Source organism: Achromobacter sp. KK8 (genome assembly GCF_054188005.1).
Map to the genome: position 1 here is coordinate 387,046 of NZ_CM135178.1, position 15,845 is coordinate 402,890.

15 protein-coding genes and 1 pseudogene are annotated in these 15,845 nt (G+C 65.2%); 14 read left to right on the plus strand and 2 right to left on the minus strand.

Annotation, left to right across the window (positions count from 1 at the left end):
• Positions 1-128 precede the first annotated feature (128 nt).
• The 9 genes from ACVN9Z_RS01875 to ACVN9Z_RS01915 all read left to right on the plus strand — a co-directional run bounded on the left by ACVN9Z_RS01875 (position 129) and on the right by ACVN9Z_RS01915 (position 7,924).
• Positions 129-506, plus strand: a complete 378-nt coding sequence (locus ACVN9Z_RS01875) for a DUF4148 domain-containing protein (RefSeq protein WP_006387448.1) — start codon at positions 129-131, stop codon at positions 504-506.
• A 183-nt stretch (positions 507-689) separates the two neighbouring features.
• Positions 690-1,892 carry an ATP-binding protein gene (locus tag ACVN9Z_RS01880; RefSeq protein ID WP_006387447.1) on the plus strand — a complete coding sequence of 401 codons (1,203 nt, stop codon included), beginning with the start codon at positions 690-692 and terminating at the stop codon, positions 1,890-1,892.
• A 1-nt stretch (position 1,893) separates the two neighbouring features.
• On the plus strand, positions 1,894-2,448 hold the full coding sequence (locus tag ACVN9Z_RS01885; protein WP_006387446.1) for a response regulator transcription factor: 555 nt from the start codon (positions 1,894-1,896) through the stop codon (positions 2,446-2,448).
• A 258-nt stretch (positions 2,449-2,706) separates the two neighbouring features.
• A complete protein-coding gene (gene cyoA / locus ACVN9Z_RS01890) occupies positions 2,707-3,618 on the plus strand; it encodes a ubiquinol oxidase subunit II (protein WP_026384598.1) in 912 nt (303 codons plus the stop codon).
• Complete coding sequence (gene cyoB / locus ACVN9Z_RS01895; RefSeq protein ID WP_006387444.1) at positions 3,618-5,594, plus strand: cytochrome o ubiquinol oxidase subunit I; 1,977 nt, start codon at positions 3,618-3,620, stop codon at positions 5,592-5,594. Before cyoA ends, cyoB begins: the two co-directional genes overlap by 1 nt.
• Before the next feature lie 3 nt (positions 5,595-5,597).
• Positions 5,598-6,212 (plus strand): cytochrome o ubiquinol oxidase subunit III, encoded by a 615-nt coding sequence (cyoC, locus tag ACVN9Z_RS01900; protein WP_006387443.1) that lies wholly within the window; start codon positions 5,598-5,600, stop codon positions 6,210-6,212.
• On the plus strand, positions 6,212-6,562 hold the full coding sequence (cyoD, locus tag ACVN9Z_RS01905; protein WP_006387442.1) for a cytochrome o ubiquinol oxidase subunit IV: 351 nt from the start codon (positions 6,212-6,214) through the stop codon (positions 6,560-6,562). The genes cyoC and cyoD overlap by 1 nt, the downstream gene beginning before the upstream one ends.
• A gap of 176 nt (positions 6,563-6,738) precedes the next feature.
• Positions 6,739-7,164 (plus strand): DUF3995 domain-containing protein, encoded by a 426-nt coding sequence (locus ACVN9Z_RS01910; protein WP_458213026.1) that lies wholly within the window; start codon positions 6,739-6,741, stop codon positions 7,162-7,164.
• A gap of 142 nt (positions 7,165-7,306) precedes the next feature.
• Positions 7,307-7,924 carry a nitrogen fixation protein NifQ gene (locus ACVN9Z_RS01915; RefSeq protein ID WP_047993334.1) on the plus strand — a complete coding sequence of 206 codons (618 nt, stop codon included), beginning with the start codon at positions 7,307-7,309 and terminating at the stop codon, positions 7,922-7,924.
• A gap of 41 nt (positions 7,925-7,965) precedes the next feature.
• On the opposite strand, the gene ACVN9Z_RS01920 is transcribed toward ACVN9Z_RS01915, so the two are convergent.
• Positions 7,966-9,096 (minus strand): hypothetical protein, encoded by a 1,131-nt coding sequence (locus ACVN9Z_RS01920; RefSeq protein WP_458213027.1) that lies wholly within the window; start codon positions 9,094-9,096, stop codon positions 7,966-7,968.
• A 141-nt stretch (positions 9,097-9,237) separates the two neighbouring features.
• A complete protein-coding gene (locus ACVN9Z_RS01925; RefSeq protein ID WP_458213499.1) occupies positions 9,238-11,292 on the minus strand; it encodes a TonB-dependent receptor domain-containing protein in 2,055 nt (684 codons plus the stop codon).
• 163 nt (positions 11,293-11,455) lie between these two features.
• Between ACVN9Z_RS01925 and ACVN9Z_RS01930 the strand changes: the two genes are divergently transcribed.
• The 5 genes and pseudogenes from ACVN9Z_RS01930 (at position 11,456) to ACVN9Z_RS01950 (ending at position 15,818) form a co-directional block, all read left to right on the plus strand.
• On the plus strand, positions 11,456-11,671 hold the full coding sequence (locus ACVN9Z_RS01930) for a SlyX family protein (RefSeq protein WP_006387438.1): 216 nt from the start codon (positions 11,456-11,458) through the stop codon (positions 11,669-11,671).
• A gap of 228 nt (positions 11,672-11,899) precedes the next feature.
• Complete coding sequence (locus tag ACVN9Z_RS01935; RefSeq protein ID WP_458213028.1) at positions 11,900-12,259, plus strand: DUF4148 domain-containing protein; 360 nt, start codon at positions 11,900-11,902, stop codon at positions 12,257-12,259.
• Positions 12,260-12,496: 237 nt separating this feature from the next.
• A complete protein-coding gene (locus ACVN9Z_RS01940; RefSeq protein ID WP_458213029.1) occupies positions 12,497-13,696 on the plus strand; it encodes a tyrosine-type recombinase/integrase in 1,200 nt (399 codons plus the stop codon).
• Positions 13,693-14,622, plus strand: a pseudogene (locus ACVN9Z_RS01945) (PDDEXK nuclease domain-containing protein); the annotation flags it as partial. The gene ACVN9Z_RS01940 and the pseudogene ACVN9Z_RS01945, both read left to right, overlap by 4 nt.
• Positions 14,623-14,688: 66 nt before the next feature.
• Positions 14,689-15,818 (plus strand): IS3 family transposase gene (locus ACVN9Z_RS01950; protein WP_458213030.1). Its coding sequence is split into 2 segments (ribosomal slippage): positions 14,689-14,935 and positions 14,935-15,818, totalling 1,131 coding nucleotides; the frame shifts between segments, so codons are not numbered across the junction.
• Positions 15,819-15,845 lie beyond the last annotated feature (27 nt).

The following is a 15,845-nucleotide window of genomic DNA, read 5'->3' on the forward strand; positions in this document are numbered from 1 at the left end:
CGGGCGCGCGGCCGCGCCACGCTCCCGGCGCGCATCGCCCGCATCCCAGGAAATCGTCCCCAAGCCGCAGCGGGGACGACGGCGCGGCCTGCCCCCAGGCCGTTTGCTTTGATTGCCAGGAGCGTTTCATGAAGACATTGACAGCCACCTTGTTGCTTTGCGCCGGCCTGACCGCCGCCGCAACCGTGCAAGCCCAGCAGGCCCAGGCCCCGGCCGCCCAGTACAAGCGCGATCTGTACGGCGACTGGCGTGTCAGCTATCCGGCGCCCGCGGCCAAGACCTCGGACCAGGTATCCTCCGAACTGGCCCGCGCCAAGGCCGACGGCCAGTACACCTTCGGCCAGGAAGACTACCCGCCCGCCATCGTCTCAACCGGCCCCGGTGAAAGCCGCGCCCAGGTCGAACAGGAACTCCAGACCGCCGAAATGCAAGGGCAGATGGCGTCCGACCAGGAAAGCTATCCGCCGATGCCCATGGCCCATAGCGGTATGTCCGACATGCAGTAATAAGGGACACACTGCGATCTGCGGCCCGTGCTGATTCCTCATACAATGCCAGCACACATCCGCCGCCGGCGGCCTCGCGGGGCCCGGCGGCAGCGCGGCGCCCCATGCCGCCCAGGATGCCAGCGCTCCGCGCAGCCGGGCGCCTGATCCGCCGGCGATGGACCGGCAACCCTGTGTCTGGATATGCCCGGTAGTTCCGCCTTTTCCTTCCTGCGTACCCTCTGCAGCCTGCGCTGGCTCGCCATCGCGGGCCAGGCTGCCACCATCCTGGTGGCCAGCGCCGTGCTGGGCCTGGCCCTGCCGCTGGAACCGCTGTGGATCGGCGTGGGCGTGCTGATCGGCTTCAACGTCTACGCCAGCCTGCGCCTGCGCCACAGCCGCGACCTGTCGCACGCCACCGCCTTCGGCCACCTGCTGGTGGACATGGCGGTGCTGGCCTGGATGGTGGGCTGGAGCGGCGGCCTGAGCAATCCGTTCGGCATGATGTTCCTGATCCTCACGGCGCTGGCGGCGCTGGCGCTGCCGCGCAACTGGGCGCTGGCCGCCGCGCTGGCGGGCATCTCCGGCTATTTCGCCGCGGCCATCCTCGGCCAGCCCCTGCGCGGCGACGTCAACACCCACACCCTGCTGCTGTGGGGCCTGGGCGCCAACTTCCTGATTTCCGTGGTGGTGGTGCTGGTGTTCACCACCCGCCTGGCCGCCGACCTGCGGGCGCGCGAACGCGAACTGGCGCGCCTGCGCGAACGCTTCACGCGCAACGAGGGCATTGTCGCCCTGGCCACCCACGCGGCGGCCATGGCGCACGAACTGAACACCCCGCTGGCCACCATGACCCTGCTGGCCGACGAGATCGCCGCCGAGGTCAAGGAGCCCGAACTCAAGCAGGATGTCGCCACCCTCAGCCAGCTGCTGGCCCTGTGCCGGGAACGCATCCGCAATCTGGCGGTCCCAACCGCGGTGGACCTGGTTCGCGTGGTGGGGCAATGGCGCCTGATCCGGCCGACCATCGACCTGCAACGCTCGGGCACCCTGCCGGCCAGCCTGCGGGTCGATCCGGCCATCGCCCACCTGCTGCAGGCGCTGCTGAACAACGCGGCCGACGCCGGCGAAGCCGCCAGCGAGCCGCGCGTGGACCTGCACCTGGAATACGGCTACGGCGCCCTGCGTGGCGAAGTGCGCGACTACGGCCGTGGCTTCGACCCCGACCAGACGCTGCTGCCGGCCACCAGCCTGTTCAACAGCGGCAAACCGGGAGGGCTTGGCGTCGGCCTGGCCCTGTCGCACGCCACCGTCGAGCAGATGGGCGGCGAAATGACCATGACGGCCGCCGATGGCGGCGGCACCCGCATCCGTTTTTATTTACCCCTCGGTAGCCCCGGGACCTGATATGTTGAATCCCACCGACCTCGGCCTGCTGATCGACGACGACGAGCTCTACGTGCGCACCCTGCAGCGCAGCCTGTCGCGCCGCGGCCTGGAAACCCGAACCGCCACCGGCATCGCCGAAGCGCTGCGCGTGGCCGAAGAGATCCGCCCCGCCTTCGCGCTGGTCGACCTGCGCCTGGGCGAGGACTCCGGCCTGACCCTGATCCGTCCCCTGCGCGCCCTGCGCGCCGACATGCGCATCCTGCTGGTCACCGGCTACGCCAGCGTGGCCACCGCGGTCGAGGCCATCAAGCGCGGCGCCGACGACTACCTGCCCAAGCCCGCCACCGCCCCGATGATCCTGCGCACCCTGGGCCTGGTGAAGCCGGAAACGGTTACGATCGAAACCACCATGACGCCGTTGCACCGCCTAGAATGGGAACACATCCACCAGGCGCTGCACGAGACCGGCGGCAACGTGTCGGCCGCCGCCCGCCTGCTGGGGATGCACCGGCGCTCCCTGCAGCGCAAGTTGGCCAAAAAACCGGGGCCGGAACGCGAGGTCCTGGTCGACTGATTGGCGCGGATGCCACACATCGCAACAATCCCGTCTTGTGCAGGTGCGACATATCGTCGCACCCCCACCCTTCCAGCAAAGCCCGCCCCCGCCTGGGAAAACCCTTAACGGGAAGCCTTGAGGGCAAAAGCCCGCCAGGCAATGCGACCATTCGTCGCAGCCTTGACCCAAATCAAACCGATAGGATGGACGTTGCTGCCTAGCAGCATTCCAGTCTGCTGCTACGCAGCATTTCCCACCTTCCATCCAAGGCTGTACGTGAAACACCCCCTCCTTGCGACCCTTACGCGCATTTTTGGCGTCGGCGCGGTCATGCTGCTTGGCGGCTGCAACATGGAAATCCTCTCCCCCAAGGGAGACATTGGCGCTCAGGAAAAGACCCTGCTGTTCACGGCAACCGGTCTGATGCTCCTGGTGGTGATCCCGGTCATCATCATGATCCTGACGTTTGCCTGGAAATACCGCGCATCCAATACCAAGGCCGACTACCAGCCCAAGTGGGCCCACTCCACGGCGATCGAAGTCGTGGTCTGGACCGTGCCATGTATCATCGTGGCGATCCTCGCCGTGATCACCTGGCGCTCCACGCACGCGCTCGATCCCTACAAGCCGCTCGTCTCCGAGCACAAGCCGGTCACCATCGAGGTGGTGTCGCTGGATTGGAAGTGGCTGTTCATCTACCCCGAGTACGACATCGCCACGGTCAACGAGATCGCCTTCCCGGTTGACGTCCCGGTCAATTTCAGGATCACCTCGGCCTCGGTCATGAACTCGTTCTTCATCCCCCAACTGGGCAGCCAGATCTACTCGATGGCGGGCATGGAGACCAAGCTGCACCTGAACGCGCGCGAGCCCGGCACCTACGCCGGCATCTCGGCCAACTACAGCGGCGCCGGCTTCTCCGGCATGCGCTTCAAGGCCATCGCCACGTCGCAGGAAGGCTTCGACAACTGGGTCAAGGAAGCCAAGGCTTCCGGCACCGCGCTGACTCCGGCGGTGTACCAGGAACTGACCAAGCGCAGCGAACACAACCCGGTCGCCAAGTACGCCTCGGTGCCGCCGTCCATGTTCGACTACATCCTGGGCAGCACCATGTCCAAGATGGCCGGCGTCGATGACGCCACGTGCACCCCCACGTCGAATAATCTTGTCGCAGGATTGACTCAATAATGCTCGGGAAACTCACCCTCGAGGCCATTCCGTACCATGAACCCATCGTCATGGTCACGCTGGCCGCCGTGTGCCTGGGAGGCCTAGCGGTCTTCGGCGCCATCACCTACTTCCGCAAGTGGAAGTACCTCTGGACCGAATGGCTGACCTCGGTCGACCACAAGCGCATCGGCGTGATGTACATCATCGTCGCGCTGATCATGCTGCTGCGCGGCTTCGCCGACGCCATCATGATGCGTACCCAGTTGGCCGTCGCCTCGGCCGACTCCGCCGGCTTCCTGCCGCCCCACCACTACGACCAGATCTTCACCGCCCACGGCGTCATCATGATCTTCTTCATGGCGATGCCTTTCATCACCGGGCTGATGAACATCGTGGTGCCGCTGCAGATCGGCGCCCGCGACGTGGCCTACCCGTTCCTGAACTCGCTGAGCTTCTGGCTGTTCGGCGCCGGCGTCGCGCTCATGATGATCTCGCTGTTCGTCGGTGAATTCGCCGCGACCGGCTGGCTCGCCTATCCGCCGCTGTCCGGGCTCGACTACAGCCCAAGTGTCGGGGTGGACTACTACATCTGGGCGCTGCAGATCTCCGGGCTGGGTACAACACTCAGCGGCATCAACTTCATCGTGACCATCCTGCGCATGCGCGCGCCGGGCATGAGCCTGATGAAGATGCCGATCTTCACCTGGACCTCGCTGGTCACCAACGTCCTGATCGTGGCCGCCTTCCCGGTGCTGGCCGCCACGCTGGCGCTGCTGACGATGGACCGCTACCTGGGCACGCACTTCTTCACGAACGACATGGGCGGCAACGTCATGATGTACGTGAACCTGATCTGGATCTGGGGCCACCCCGAGGTCTACATCCTGGTGCTGCCGGCCTTCGGCGTGTACTCCGAAGTGGTCGCCACGTTCGCCCGCAAGACCCTGTTCGGCTACAAGTCCATGGTCTACGCCACGGCCGCCATCGGCGTGCTGTCGTTCCTGGTCTGGCTGCACCACTTCTTCACCATGGGCGCGGGGGCCAACGTCAACGCGTTCTTCGGCATCGCCACGATGATCATCTCGATCCCGACGGGCGCGAAGATCTTCAACTGGCTGTTCACCATCTACCGCGGCCGCCTGCGCATCACCACGCCGGTGCTGTGGACGCTGGGCTTCATGCTGGTGTTCGTCATCGGCGGCATGACCGGCGTGATGCTGGCCATCCCCGGCGTGTCGTTCGTGCTGCACAACAGCCTGTTCCTGATCGCCCACTTCCACAACACCATCATCGGTGGCGTGGTGTTCGGTTGCATCGCCGGCATGACCTACTGGTTCCCCAAGGCTTTCGGCTTCAAGCTGAACGAACGCCTGGGCCGCTACTCGTTCTACTGCTGGTTCGTCGGCTTCTTCCTGGCCTTCATGCCCCTGTACATCCTGGGCTTCAAGGGCATGACGCGTCGCCTGAACCACTACGACAACCCCGAATGGCAGCCGTACCTGCTGGTCGCGCTGGCCGGCGCCGCGCTGATCATGCTGGGCATCTGGTTCCTGCTGCAGCAAGTGTTCGTGTCGGTGCGCCAGCGCAAGCAGAACCAGGACATCACCGGCGATCCCTGGGATGGCCGCACCCTGGAATGGTCGATCTCGTCGCCCGCGCCTTTCTACAACTTCGCCCATGTTCCTCACGTCGATGAACTGGACCAGTTCTGGGAAGACAAGCAGAACGGCAAGGCCTACAAGCGCCCGGCCAAGTACGAAGACATCCACATGCCGAAGAACACCGCCGCCGGCGTCTTCATCGGCGCATTCGGCCTGGTCATGTGCTTTGCCCTGATCTGGCACATCTGGTGGCTGTCGATCGTCGGTTTCGTCGGCATGATCGGTTCGTTCATCGTCCGCGCCTATGACCGCGACGTCGACTACTGGGTCCCGGCCGCGGAAGTCGAACGCATCGAAAACGCCCACTTTGAAAAAATGCAGAAGGCCGCCTGAGCCATGATTCAAGCCGTAGCCACTCACCCCCACGCGGGTCACGACGATCACGCGCACCATGACGATGGATCCAAGACCGTTTTCGGTTTCTGGGTCTACCTCATGAGCGACTTGCTGATCTTTTCGGTGCTGTTCGCGACGTTCGCGGTGCTGGCCAACGCCACCGCGGGCGGCCCCACCGGCAAGGAACTGTTCGACCTGAAGTTCGTGCTGGTCGAAACCCTGTTGCTGCTGTTCTCGAGCTTCACCTTCGGCATGGCCAACCTGAACGTCCACGCCAACAACAAGAGCCGCGCAATCGGCTGGTTGATGGTCACGTTCCTGTTCGGCGCGGGCTTCATCGCGATGGAAGTCTATGAATTCCATCACCTGATCACCGAAGGCGCGGGCCCCGGCCGCAGCGCCTACCTGTCGGCGTTCTTCACGCTGATCGGCACGCACGGCCTGCACGTGACGTTCGGCCTGATCTGGATCGTCGTCATGATCGACATGATCCGCCGCCATGGCCTGGACTCGATCAACAAGCGTCGCCTGGCGTGCCTGAGCCTGTTCTGGCACTTCCTGGACATCGTCTGGATCTGCGTCTTCACCTTCGTCTATCTTCTGGGAGCCCTCTGATGTCGCACTCCGCTGCGGCCGCACACGGCCACGACGATCACGCCGCCGACCACGGCAGCCTGAAGTCCTACATCATCGGTTTCGTGCTCTCGCTCCTGCTCACCTTCGGCTCGTTCGGCCTGGTGATGAGCGGCGCGCTGTCCCACACCATCACCATCATCGGCGTGGTGGCACTGTGCGTGCTCCAGCTGCTGGTGCAGCTGGTGTACTTCCTGCACATGGGCGCATCGAAATCGGCCCGCGACAACCTGGCCACGTTCGTCTTCACCGTGATGATCATCGCCATCATCGTCGGGGGTTCGGCCTGGGTGCTGTACAACATGAACGTCAACATGGGCCACGCCATGTAAGACCCGTCATCCGATGACGACAGACAGGCGCCGCGAGGCGCCTGTTTTTTTTGGAAGGCCGTCACGCTATCGGGACGGCTTTTTTTACGCCCTGCCGCGGCCGCGGTCTGGAGATACGCGGCGCTGCTTTCTTTGGCATACTCGCGCCATCGCAGAATCGACCCCGAGGAATCCGCATGCAAACCATCGCCGCCGCCATCACGGCCGTCGTCTTCGTGGTGCTCGGACTGTGGCACGCCTACTGGGCAGCCGGCGGGCGGCTGGCGCACCGGGCAGCGCTGCCGATCCAGAACGGACAGCCGCTGTTCCGGCCGTCGCCGCTGGGCACGCTGGCCGTGGCCACGGTGCTGATCGGCTGCGCCTGGATCACGGCCGCCAATGGCGGCCTGGTGACCGCGCCGCCCCTGCGCTGGCTACCGTGGCTGGGCATGGCCGTGGCGCTGGGCCTGCTGGCGCGCGCCATCGGCGATTTTCGCTACGTAGGTTTCTTCAAGCGCAAGGGCGAAGACCCCTTCGCCCGCCTCGACACCCGCGTCTATTCGCCGCTGTGCCTGCTGTTGGCGGCGGGCGTGGCACTGGCGAGCTGGCCCGGGCTGGCCTGACGCCGCCCGGTCGCATCCATCTTTCCACGCACGGCCCCGCCCTTCATTCCGGCGGGTTTGATGCGGCGCAGACGCCTCCCTCCACTATTCGTTATATATTTCAGCTCATAACGAATTTTGATATTACCACCGCGGGCTGCTCATGGATGCCATCTTCATCGCCCCTCCCGCCGCCCGGGATATCGATGCCCTGACCAGTGCGCTGTTGGCGCACGCATCGTCCGATCATCCCGACGCGCGCTTTTTCGCCACCGTGATCGGCAAGAGCCTGGCGCACGGCGACCTGGCCCGCACCGGCCTGTCATCCGTCGAACTGGCCGAGGTATTGGCCAGCGTCTTTCCGGGTACGCAGGACGGCGCGACCGCGACGCTCGCCGACCAGCAGGCGCGATTGCTCGCCTACGCAACGCAGGGCCAGGCCAGTCCACAGGCGGATTTCACGCGCCTGCTGCGCGTGCTGCTCGATGCCTGTGGCGGACCGGCAGTCACGACACCATGGGTCACCAGCGTGCTGGCGCACGCCTGCCTGCGCCCTGACCACCTATGGCGGGACTTGGGGTTGAAGGGCCGCGACGACGTCACCGCGCTGCTGACCCGCCACTACCCCGGTCTGGTGGCACGCAATACGCAAAACCTGCGGTGGAAGAAGTTCCTGGCGTATTCCGCGTTTGAGCATGCAGGCCTGCCAGCTGCCGCCGCGCCCGGCTGTTCGGACTGCGAGGATCGCGGCTTCTGCTATGGCGCCGGCGCCGGGCACTGAGCCCCCCCCGCCGCCTCAGCACATCCTGGGCACGCGCCGGATCAGAACCAGCTCACCTTGACCACCACCTGGGTGCTGAATCTGCCGGTTTTTAGTTCGCCGCTGGTCCGCTCCAGGTGGGCCGTATAGGTCTGCGTGTGGGACAGCATGGTGCCGTGCAGGACACCGCCAAGATTGCCGTTGTAGTAGGAGGGGAAGATACCGTGGTCGTCGGGAGGGGGCACACCAAGCTTGATCGTCTGGTTGGCGCCATTGGTGATGCTCAGCTTCAGGCCGTTTTCCTGGCCATCGGCATTTTTCAGGAAGATCGACTCGTTGGCGAGGTCGGTGCGCTCGCCGCCTTGCGGCAGAAACGACACCACCGTGCGCAGGTAGAACTCGTCCAGCGGATTGTCGGAAGACGGCGGACCGGTCAGCGACGCCAAGCCCGGGCAGGCGGGACTGTTGATGCGGGTCGTCACATTGAACGGCTTGGCCTGGGGCAGCTTGCCGTTGTAGTTGCTGGTCGTAAGCACGGTGTCGAACGCCACGGTGTTGTCGACATTGACCGAACCGATGCAAGAAGGGATGAACTGGAAGCGCGAGGCGGTGGAATTGAGAAAGATGCCCGGATCCGCCACTGCCGCCTCGTCGGCGACCAGTTTGAATGCGAACGTGGGCGGGAGGAATACACGCAAAGGCCGGGTTACGGCTTTTTTCGAGTACAGGACCAGCATGATGCGCCCCAGGCGCTCGCCGGAGTCTCCCTGATAGGGCGCGTCGACGCTGAAATAAGGTGAGTACAACGGCTCCTGGGGATCCGGATTCCACTGGCCCTCCTGCAGCCGGTCATAAACGATTGCGAGGGACAGCGACGCATCCCTCAAGGCTTTCCTGATCGGCCCGTAGTCGCCCAGAATCACGATGGCGGCCCGCTGCGGGACCGAGGCGTTGTTCACGCAGCGGTACCTGAACTCATAAGGGCGACTGATGTACATGGGAAAGCCGGGAACGTACTGCGCGTCGAGCGAGAAACTCACCGACGGCGGCAAATTGAATACCACGGTGCTGCCGCCATCGAGCAGCTTGCATCCCCGGGCGCCGGCTTGCGCATATGCCAGTCCCGGCAGAAGCAGGCAGGCGGCCATGAACCCGGCAAGCCAGGCGCATGGCCTTTTTATTTTTGTCGCCATGATCAATGCTCCCCGGATGTTCAGAATGTAAAAACTATTTTATCGGTCACCCCTTTAGTATTGCTCTGTCCGACCGTCCGACATTTCGAATATCAAGCCCCGCCGCCGCGTCTCGCTCCAGCTCCAGCCACGGCGGGCCGGTCAGTAGCGATACGTCGCGCCCAACCCCGCGCCCACGCTGCGCCCGGGCGCCGGCTCGTAGTAGCGGCCATTGCTTTCGTTGACGATGACGGATCCGGCATAACGCCGGTCGAACAGGTTGTCGACGCGGGCGTAGGCGCTCAGATCCCAGTCTCCCAGGCGCTTGACATAGCCCGCCGACAGCGCGGCCACCACATAGCCCGGCGCGGCCGCGTCGTTGGCGTCATCGGCATACAGGCGGCTCAGGTAGCGAGCCTCGATGCCCGCCTGCCAACCCTGTGGTGGCGCCCAGCCCAGCGCGGCGTAGGCCGATTGACGCGCGATGCCCGGAATGCGGTTGCCGGCGCGGATGCCGCCGGCGCCATCGTCGCGATAGCGCGCATCCAGCCAGGTGTAGGCCAGTTGCGCGCGCCCATGGCGGGCAAAGGCCGCCGACCAGCCCAACTCGACGCCATCGCGGCGCGTGCGCCCGGCGTTGCGGAAGGTGGCGCGACCGCCCGCGCTGCCCGCCGACACGATCTCGTCGTGCGTCGACACGCGGAACACCGCGGCGGTCAGTTGCCCGCCGGCAAGGTCGGTCTTCAGGCCCGCTTCGGCACTGTTGCCGAGCGCGGGCGCCAGCGCGAAGTTCAGCCCCGGCAGGCCGCCGGGCCGGTACGACAACTCATTGAACGTGGGGGTTTCGAAGCCGCGGCCATAGGACACGTACAGGCTGGTGCGCGCCTCGGGCTGGTAGCGTAGCGCGGCCACCGGCAATGCGCGGCGGTAGCGGGCATCGCCGCTGTCGTCGCCGTTGCCCGGCGCGATGTAGTGGTCGCGCGAGCGGAACGCCACCGTGCTGTAGCGCAGGCCCGCATCCAGGGTCCAGCGCGGCGCCATGCGCCACGATGCCTGCAGGTAGGGATCGGCGTTGTAGACGGTGTTGGTTTCGTCGCGCCGCAGCGCGCCTTGCACCCCGAGCTGGCGGTCGGCGCCGTCGCCGGTGTAGTTCTGGTAGCCCTTGCGTTGTTCGCGCAGTGTGTCGTACGAGAAGCCGCCGACCAGCGTCAAAGGCCGTTCCGCCGGCCCCAGTTCCGCGGTCCAGCGCAGGTCGGCGCCGCCATAGCGGCGGCGCAGGTCGATCACGCCGCCCGCCTGGGTCGGCGCCGCCTGCGCGGCGGGCGGGATGGCCTGGAATTGCGTGGTGTCGCGCTGGCCGTAGTACAGCATCAGGCGCAGGGTGTTGGCGCCGTCGACGTGGCGCTCGTAGACCAGCCCGCCCTGGGTCTGGCGCACGGTCTTGCGGGTGTCGTATTGCGTGGCCAGCGCGGCGCTGCGCGGCGCGTCCTGGAATTGCGCGTAGGTCAGGCCGAGCGGATCCTGCGCCGTCAGGTCGACGCTGTTGGCCACGATCGTCAAGCGGCTCGCGTCGTCCAGCTGTACACCCAGCTTGGCGTTGCCCAGGTTCTTGCGCGCGGCGCTGTGGTCGCGGTAGCCGTCGGTGGTCATGCGCGACAGGGCGAGCACGTAGTCGATGTCGCCCGAGGCGCCGGAGGCCTTGGCGCCGTAGCGCCAGGTCCCGTCGCTGCCGGCCCAGCCCGACACCCCGATTGCGGCGGGCACCGCGCCGTCTTCGGTATAGGCCAGGATCACGCCCCCCGAGGAATTGCCGTACAGCGCCGAGAACGGCCCGCGCAACACCTCCACCCGGTCGAGCGAGCCGATGTCGATGTTCGAGGTCTGGCCCTGTCCATCGGGCATGGTCGCCGGGATGCCATCCACGTACAGCCGCACCCCGCGCACGCCGAACGTGGAACGCGCGCCGAAGCCGCGGCTGGATAGCTGCAGGTCCTGCGCGTAGTTCTGGCGGTTCTGGACCTGCAGGCCCGGCACGCCGGCCAGGCCTTCGGACAGGTTGATCCCGGGCTGGCCGCGACGCATCGCCGCGCCTTCCACGATGTCGACCGAGGCCGGGGTTTCCCAGGGCGGCGCGCCGATCCGGGTGCCGGTCACCGCCACCGGGGCCAGCTGCTGCGGCGCCTGCGATTGGGCCAGCGCCGCCACCGCCGGCGCCATGCCCAGCAGGCCCTGCAGAAAGGGGCGGGCCAGGGCGCCGCGCCGGCGTCGTTGCTGCGCCAATCGAGTTCCCCGCTGAGTGACCATGCCCCCGAGCCTCGCACAGGATTGCGCGGATGTCGATACGGCCCGGACGCCGCGGCGAATGGGTTCTAATAGCGCCATGGAAAATCCGCAAGACATCGAACGCCGGCTGCTGGACCTGGAAGTCAAGGCCAGTTTCGCCGACGACCTGCTGGAACAGTTGAACCAGATCATCGTGCGCCAGCAGCAACAGATCGACCGCCTGCAACGCGAGGTGGCCGAGCTGCGCCAACAGGCGCCCGAAGGCGCGGCGCCGTTCCGCAGCCTGCGCGACGAACTGCCGCCCCATTACTGAGCTGGGCGTCTCTCGCGCTGGCAATATGGCGACAGCTATCGTCGCCATAAATGGCGACTAACTACCAATAATCGCCATTTCTTTCCATTGGTGGAAAAATCTTTTACCGATATCAGGGTTTATCCGTAGGCCGTTTGCGCGCACTATGGAGCCATCGGGAAACAACAACGAACCACGACGGATAGGCCGCCGGATTCGCTCCCAGGCTTCTGAAATCGGAGATTCACCATGAAAAAGACCCTTGCTTCCGCCCTGCTGATGTCCCTGGCCGCCCTGAGCGCCGGCGCCTACGCCTCGCAGAACATCGAACCGAACAACGTGCCCTTCCAGGGCGTCTACGGCACCCCTTATGAAGGCCCGACCCGCGCCCAGGTGCAGGCCGAACTGGCCGCTGCCAAGGCCGCCGGCCAGGTTTCGAACGTCGAACCCAACGACGTGCCCTTCCAGGGCGTGTACGGCGCGCCCCAGTCTGGCGTGACGCGCGCCCAGGTCGAAGCCGAACTGGCCAACGCCAAGGCGGCCGGCCTGGTCTCGAACGTCGAACCGAACGACCTGCCGTTCTCGGGCGCCTACCATCGCGCCAACTGATCGGCCGACGATTTACCCCTCCCCTTGTTGTACCTTGGCCGCCCTTGCCGGGCGGCTTTTTTTTTCACGATGACTCCAGCATCGCATTTCGCTGGACTACGCCAAGGCTCGATACAGCAGGTTTATCAATCACTTAGGCGAGTTCAAGATATGCCGGTGCTTTCCGAAACTTGACCCGGCTTCCCCTCGCGTGGCTCCCATGCGGCTCTTGGAAACCGGGCTTTCCGAGGAGTCATCATGGCGAAGATCAAGCTCACCAAGTCCGCAGTCGATGCGGCACAACCCCAAGACAAGGCCGTCGAACTACGGGATACCGTAGTGCCTGGCTTCCTGTGCAAGATCACCCCGGCGGGCCGCAAGGTGTTCATGCTCCAGTACCGCACGAACGCCGGCGAGCGCCGCAAGCCCGCATTGGGCCAGTACGGGGAACTGACGGTCGATCAGGCGCGCACGATGGCGCAGGAGTGGCTGGCCGAGGTACGCAAGGGCGGCGACCCTAGCGCTGCCAAGAACGCAGCCCGCAGGGCACCGACCATGAAGGAGTTCTGCCACACCTTCATGGAGGACTACTCCAAGCAGCGCAACAAGCCCAGCACGCAGCGTGGCTATCAGGGCGTGATTGACCGCTGCATCATCCCGATCATGGGCCGGATGAAGGTGCAGGACGTGAAGCGTCCCGACGTGGCCGCGCTGATGAAAAAGCTGGCCTACAAGCAGGCCGAGGCCAACCGCACTTTCGGCGTGCTGCGCAAGATGTTCAACCTGGCCGAAGTGTGGGGGCTGCGCCCCGACGGCACGAACCCGTGCCGCCACGTTCCGATGTACCCGCCCGGCAAGGAAACCCGGCTCATCGTGGACGATGAACTGGTGCGAATCTTCCGCCAACTGGAACACCTGGAGGCAGAAGGACTGGAAAACTACGTCATCCCACTGGCGATCCGCCTGCAATTCGAGTTTGCCGCCCGCCGCTCCGAAATCTGCCCACTGGAATGGGGCTGGGTTGATCTGGAAAACCGCCGCGTCGTCTGGCCCGACAGCAAGACTGGCGGTATCTCCAAGCCCATGAGCGAGGAAGCCTATCGGCTGCTGTCCACTGCGCCGCGCCGGGAGGGCTGCCCCTACGTCCTGCCGTCACCCAACGACCCGGCCCGGCACATGACTCACGGCGAACACTACGGCGGCTGGACGCGCGTGCTCAAGGCCGCTGGCGTGCCACACGTTGGTACCCACGGCATCCGCCACCGAGCGACCACCGACATTGCCAACTCGGGCGTGCCGACCAAGGTGGGCATGAAGCTCACAGGTCACAAGGCCGTGGCGATGTTTATGCACGATGTTCATACCGAGGACAAGCCGGTGCGGGATGCGGCCGAACTGGTGGCAAATCGGCGGCTGGCGATTACCGGGGCATCCCGTTCTATGGAGGTGACAGCATGACAAGGAAGACGCCTGCGGCAACGCGGAAACCTGCGGCCTTACCGGCTGGCTATGCCGGCATCCACGGCGGCATCGTGGAGCTGCTGGATGCGGCGCGCCAGGCAGCGGCGCGCAGTGTCAATGCGCTGATGACGGCCAGCTATTGGAAGATTGGCCGCCGAATCGTGGAGGCCGAGCAGAAAGGCAGGCGGCGGGCCGGTTACGGCGAGCAGTTGATGGCGCGGCTGTCCGCCGACCTGACTGCACGATTCGGGCGCGGGTTCAGCCCGGACAACCTGGAGAACATGCGGCGCTTCTTCGCCGCCTACCCCCTTGAAGCAATTTCCGAGACACTGTCTCGGAAATCTGGAGACGGACTGCCCATCGAGAATTCCGAGACGGTGTCTCGGAAATTCGACCTCTCCGAACTGGCCCAGGTCTTCACCTTGCCGTGGTCGGCCTATGTCCGGCTGCTGTCGGTCAAGGATGACCATGCTCGCCAGTTCTACGAGACCGAGGCACTGCGTGGCGGTTGGAGCGTGCGCCAGCTTGACCGGCAGATTGGCAGCCAGTTCTACGAGCGCACCGCCTTGTCCAAGGACAAGGCGGCGATGCTGGTCAAGGGTTCGGTGACCAAGCCCGAAGATGCCGTCACGCCCAATGATGCGATCAAAGACCCGTATGTGCTGGAGTTCCTCGACCTCAAGGACGAGTATTCGGAATCCGACCTGGAAGCGGCATTGATCCAGCGCTTGGAAGACTTCCTGCTGGAACTGGGGGAAGGCTTTACCTTTGTCGGGCGCCAGCGGCGCTTGCGTATCGACCAGACCTGGTATCGGGTCGATCTGCTGTTCTTTCATCGGAAGCTGCGCTGCCTAGTCATCATCGACCTGAAGCTGGGCAGCCTGACGCATGCCGATGTGGGGCAGATGCATATGTACTGCAACTGACCTGCAACCCGAGCCCCGTACCACGGCAATAGAGAAGAATCCGCGCAACCGAGAGGAAGCGCGATGCGCAAGAGCAGATTCACAGACGAGCAAGTCTTCGGGTTCATCAGGCAGGCCGACGCCGGCATGAGCGTGGCGGACCTGTGCCGCCGAGAGGGCTTCAGCTCAGCGACCTTCTACAAGTGGCGGGCCAAGTTCGGCGGCATGGAGGCCAGCGACGCCAAACGGCTGCGCGAGGTCGAAGCCGAGAACAACCGACTCAAGAAGCTGCTGGCCGAGGCGGTGCTGGACAACGAGGCGCTGAAGGTGGCCTTCGGCGTAAAGCGCTGAGCCCACCGGCGAAGCGACGCGCGGTGGGCGAGATGTTGAACGCGACTTCTATCAGTGAACGGCGCGCCTGCGCCTTGGTGGGCCTGTCGCGCGACAGTTGGCGACACCCGCCCCAGCGTGCGCAGCATGACCAGGCGACGAGCCAGCGCATCGTCGAGTTGGCACACGATCGGCGGCGCTTCGGCTACCGGCGCATCGGCGACCTGCTGCGCGCTGCGGGCACCAAGATCAACGACAAGCGCGTGTACCGGCTCTACAAGCTGGCCGACCTGGCGGTGCGCAAACGCCGCGGCAAGCAGCGCCTGAAGCTCGAACGCGTGCCGCTGCACAAATGCCAGAGCGTCAACGAAGTCTGGAGCATGGACTTCGTCAGCGACAGCCTGGCCAGCGGTCGGCGCATCAAGTGCCTGACCGTCACCGACGACTTCAGCCACGAGTGCGTGGACATCGCCGTCGATCACGGCATCGGCGGCGAGTACGTCGTGCGCGTGCTGGACCAGATGGCGAGATTCCGGGGCTATCCACAGGCCGTGCGAACGGACCAAGGACCGGAGTTCACCAGCCGTGCCTTCATGGCCTGGGCGCAGGCCAAGGGCGTGCGCCACATCCTCAACCAACCGGGCAAGCCCACGCAGAACGCGTACATCGAGAGCTTCAATGGAAAGTTCCGCGATGAGTGCCTCAACGAGCACTGGTTCCAGAGCCTGAAGCAGGCGCGCGTTGAGATCGCGCGCTGGCGCACCGACTACAACGAAGTGCGGCCCCACAGCAGTTGCGGGCGGATACCGCCAGCGAAGTTCGCGGCACAGCATCGTCAAACAACCGGCGGTGCCGTCCCGGCACCGCTGCAGACCCAGGAGTAATCTCCTTCAACCCAGCGGATTCCTCAA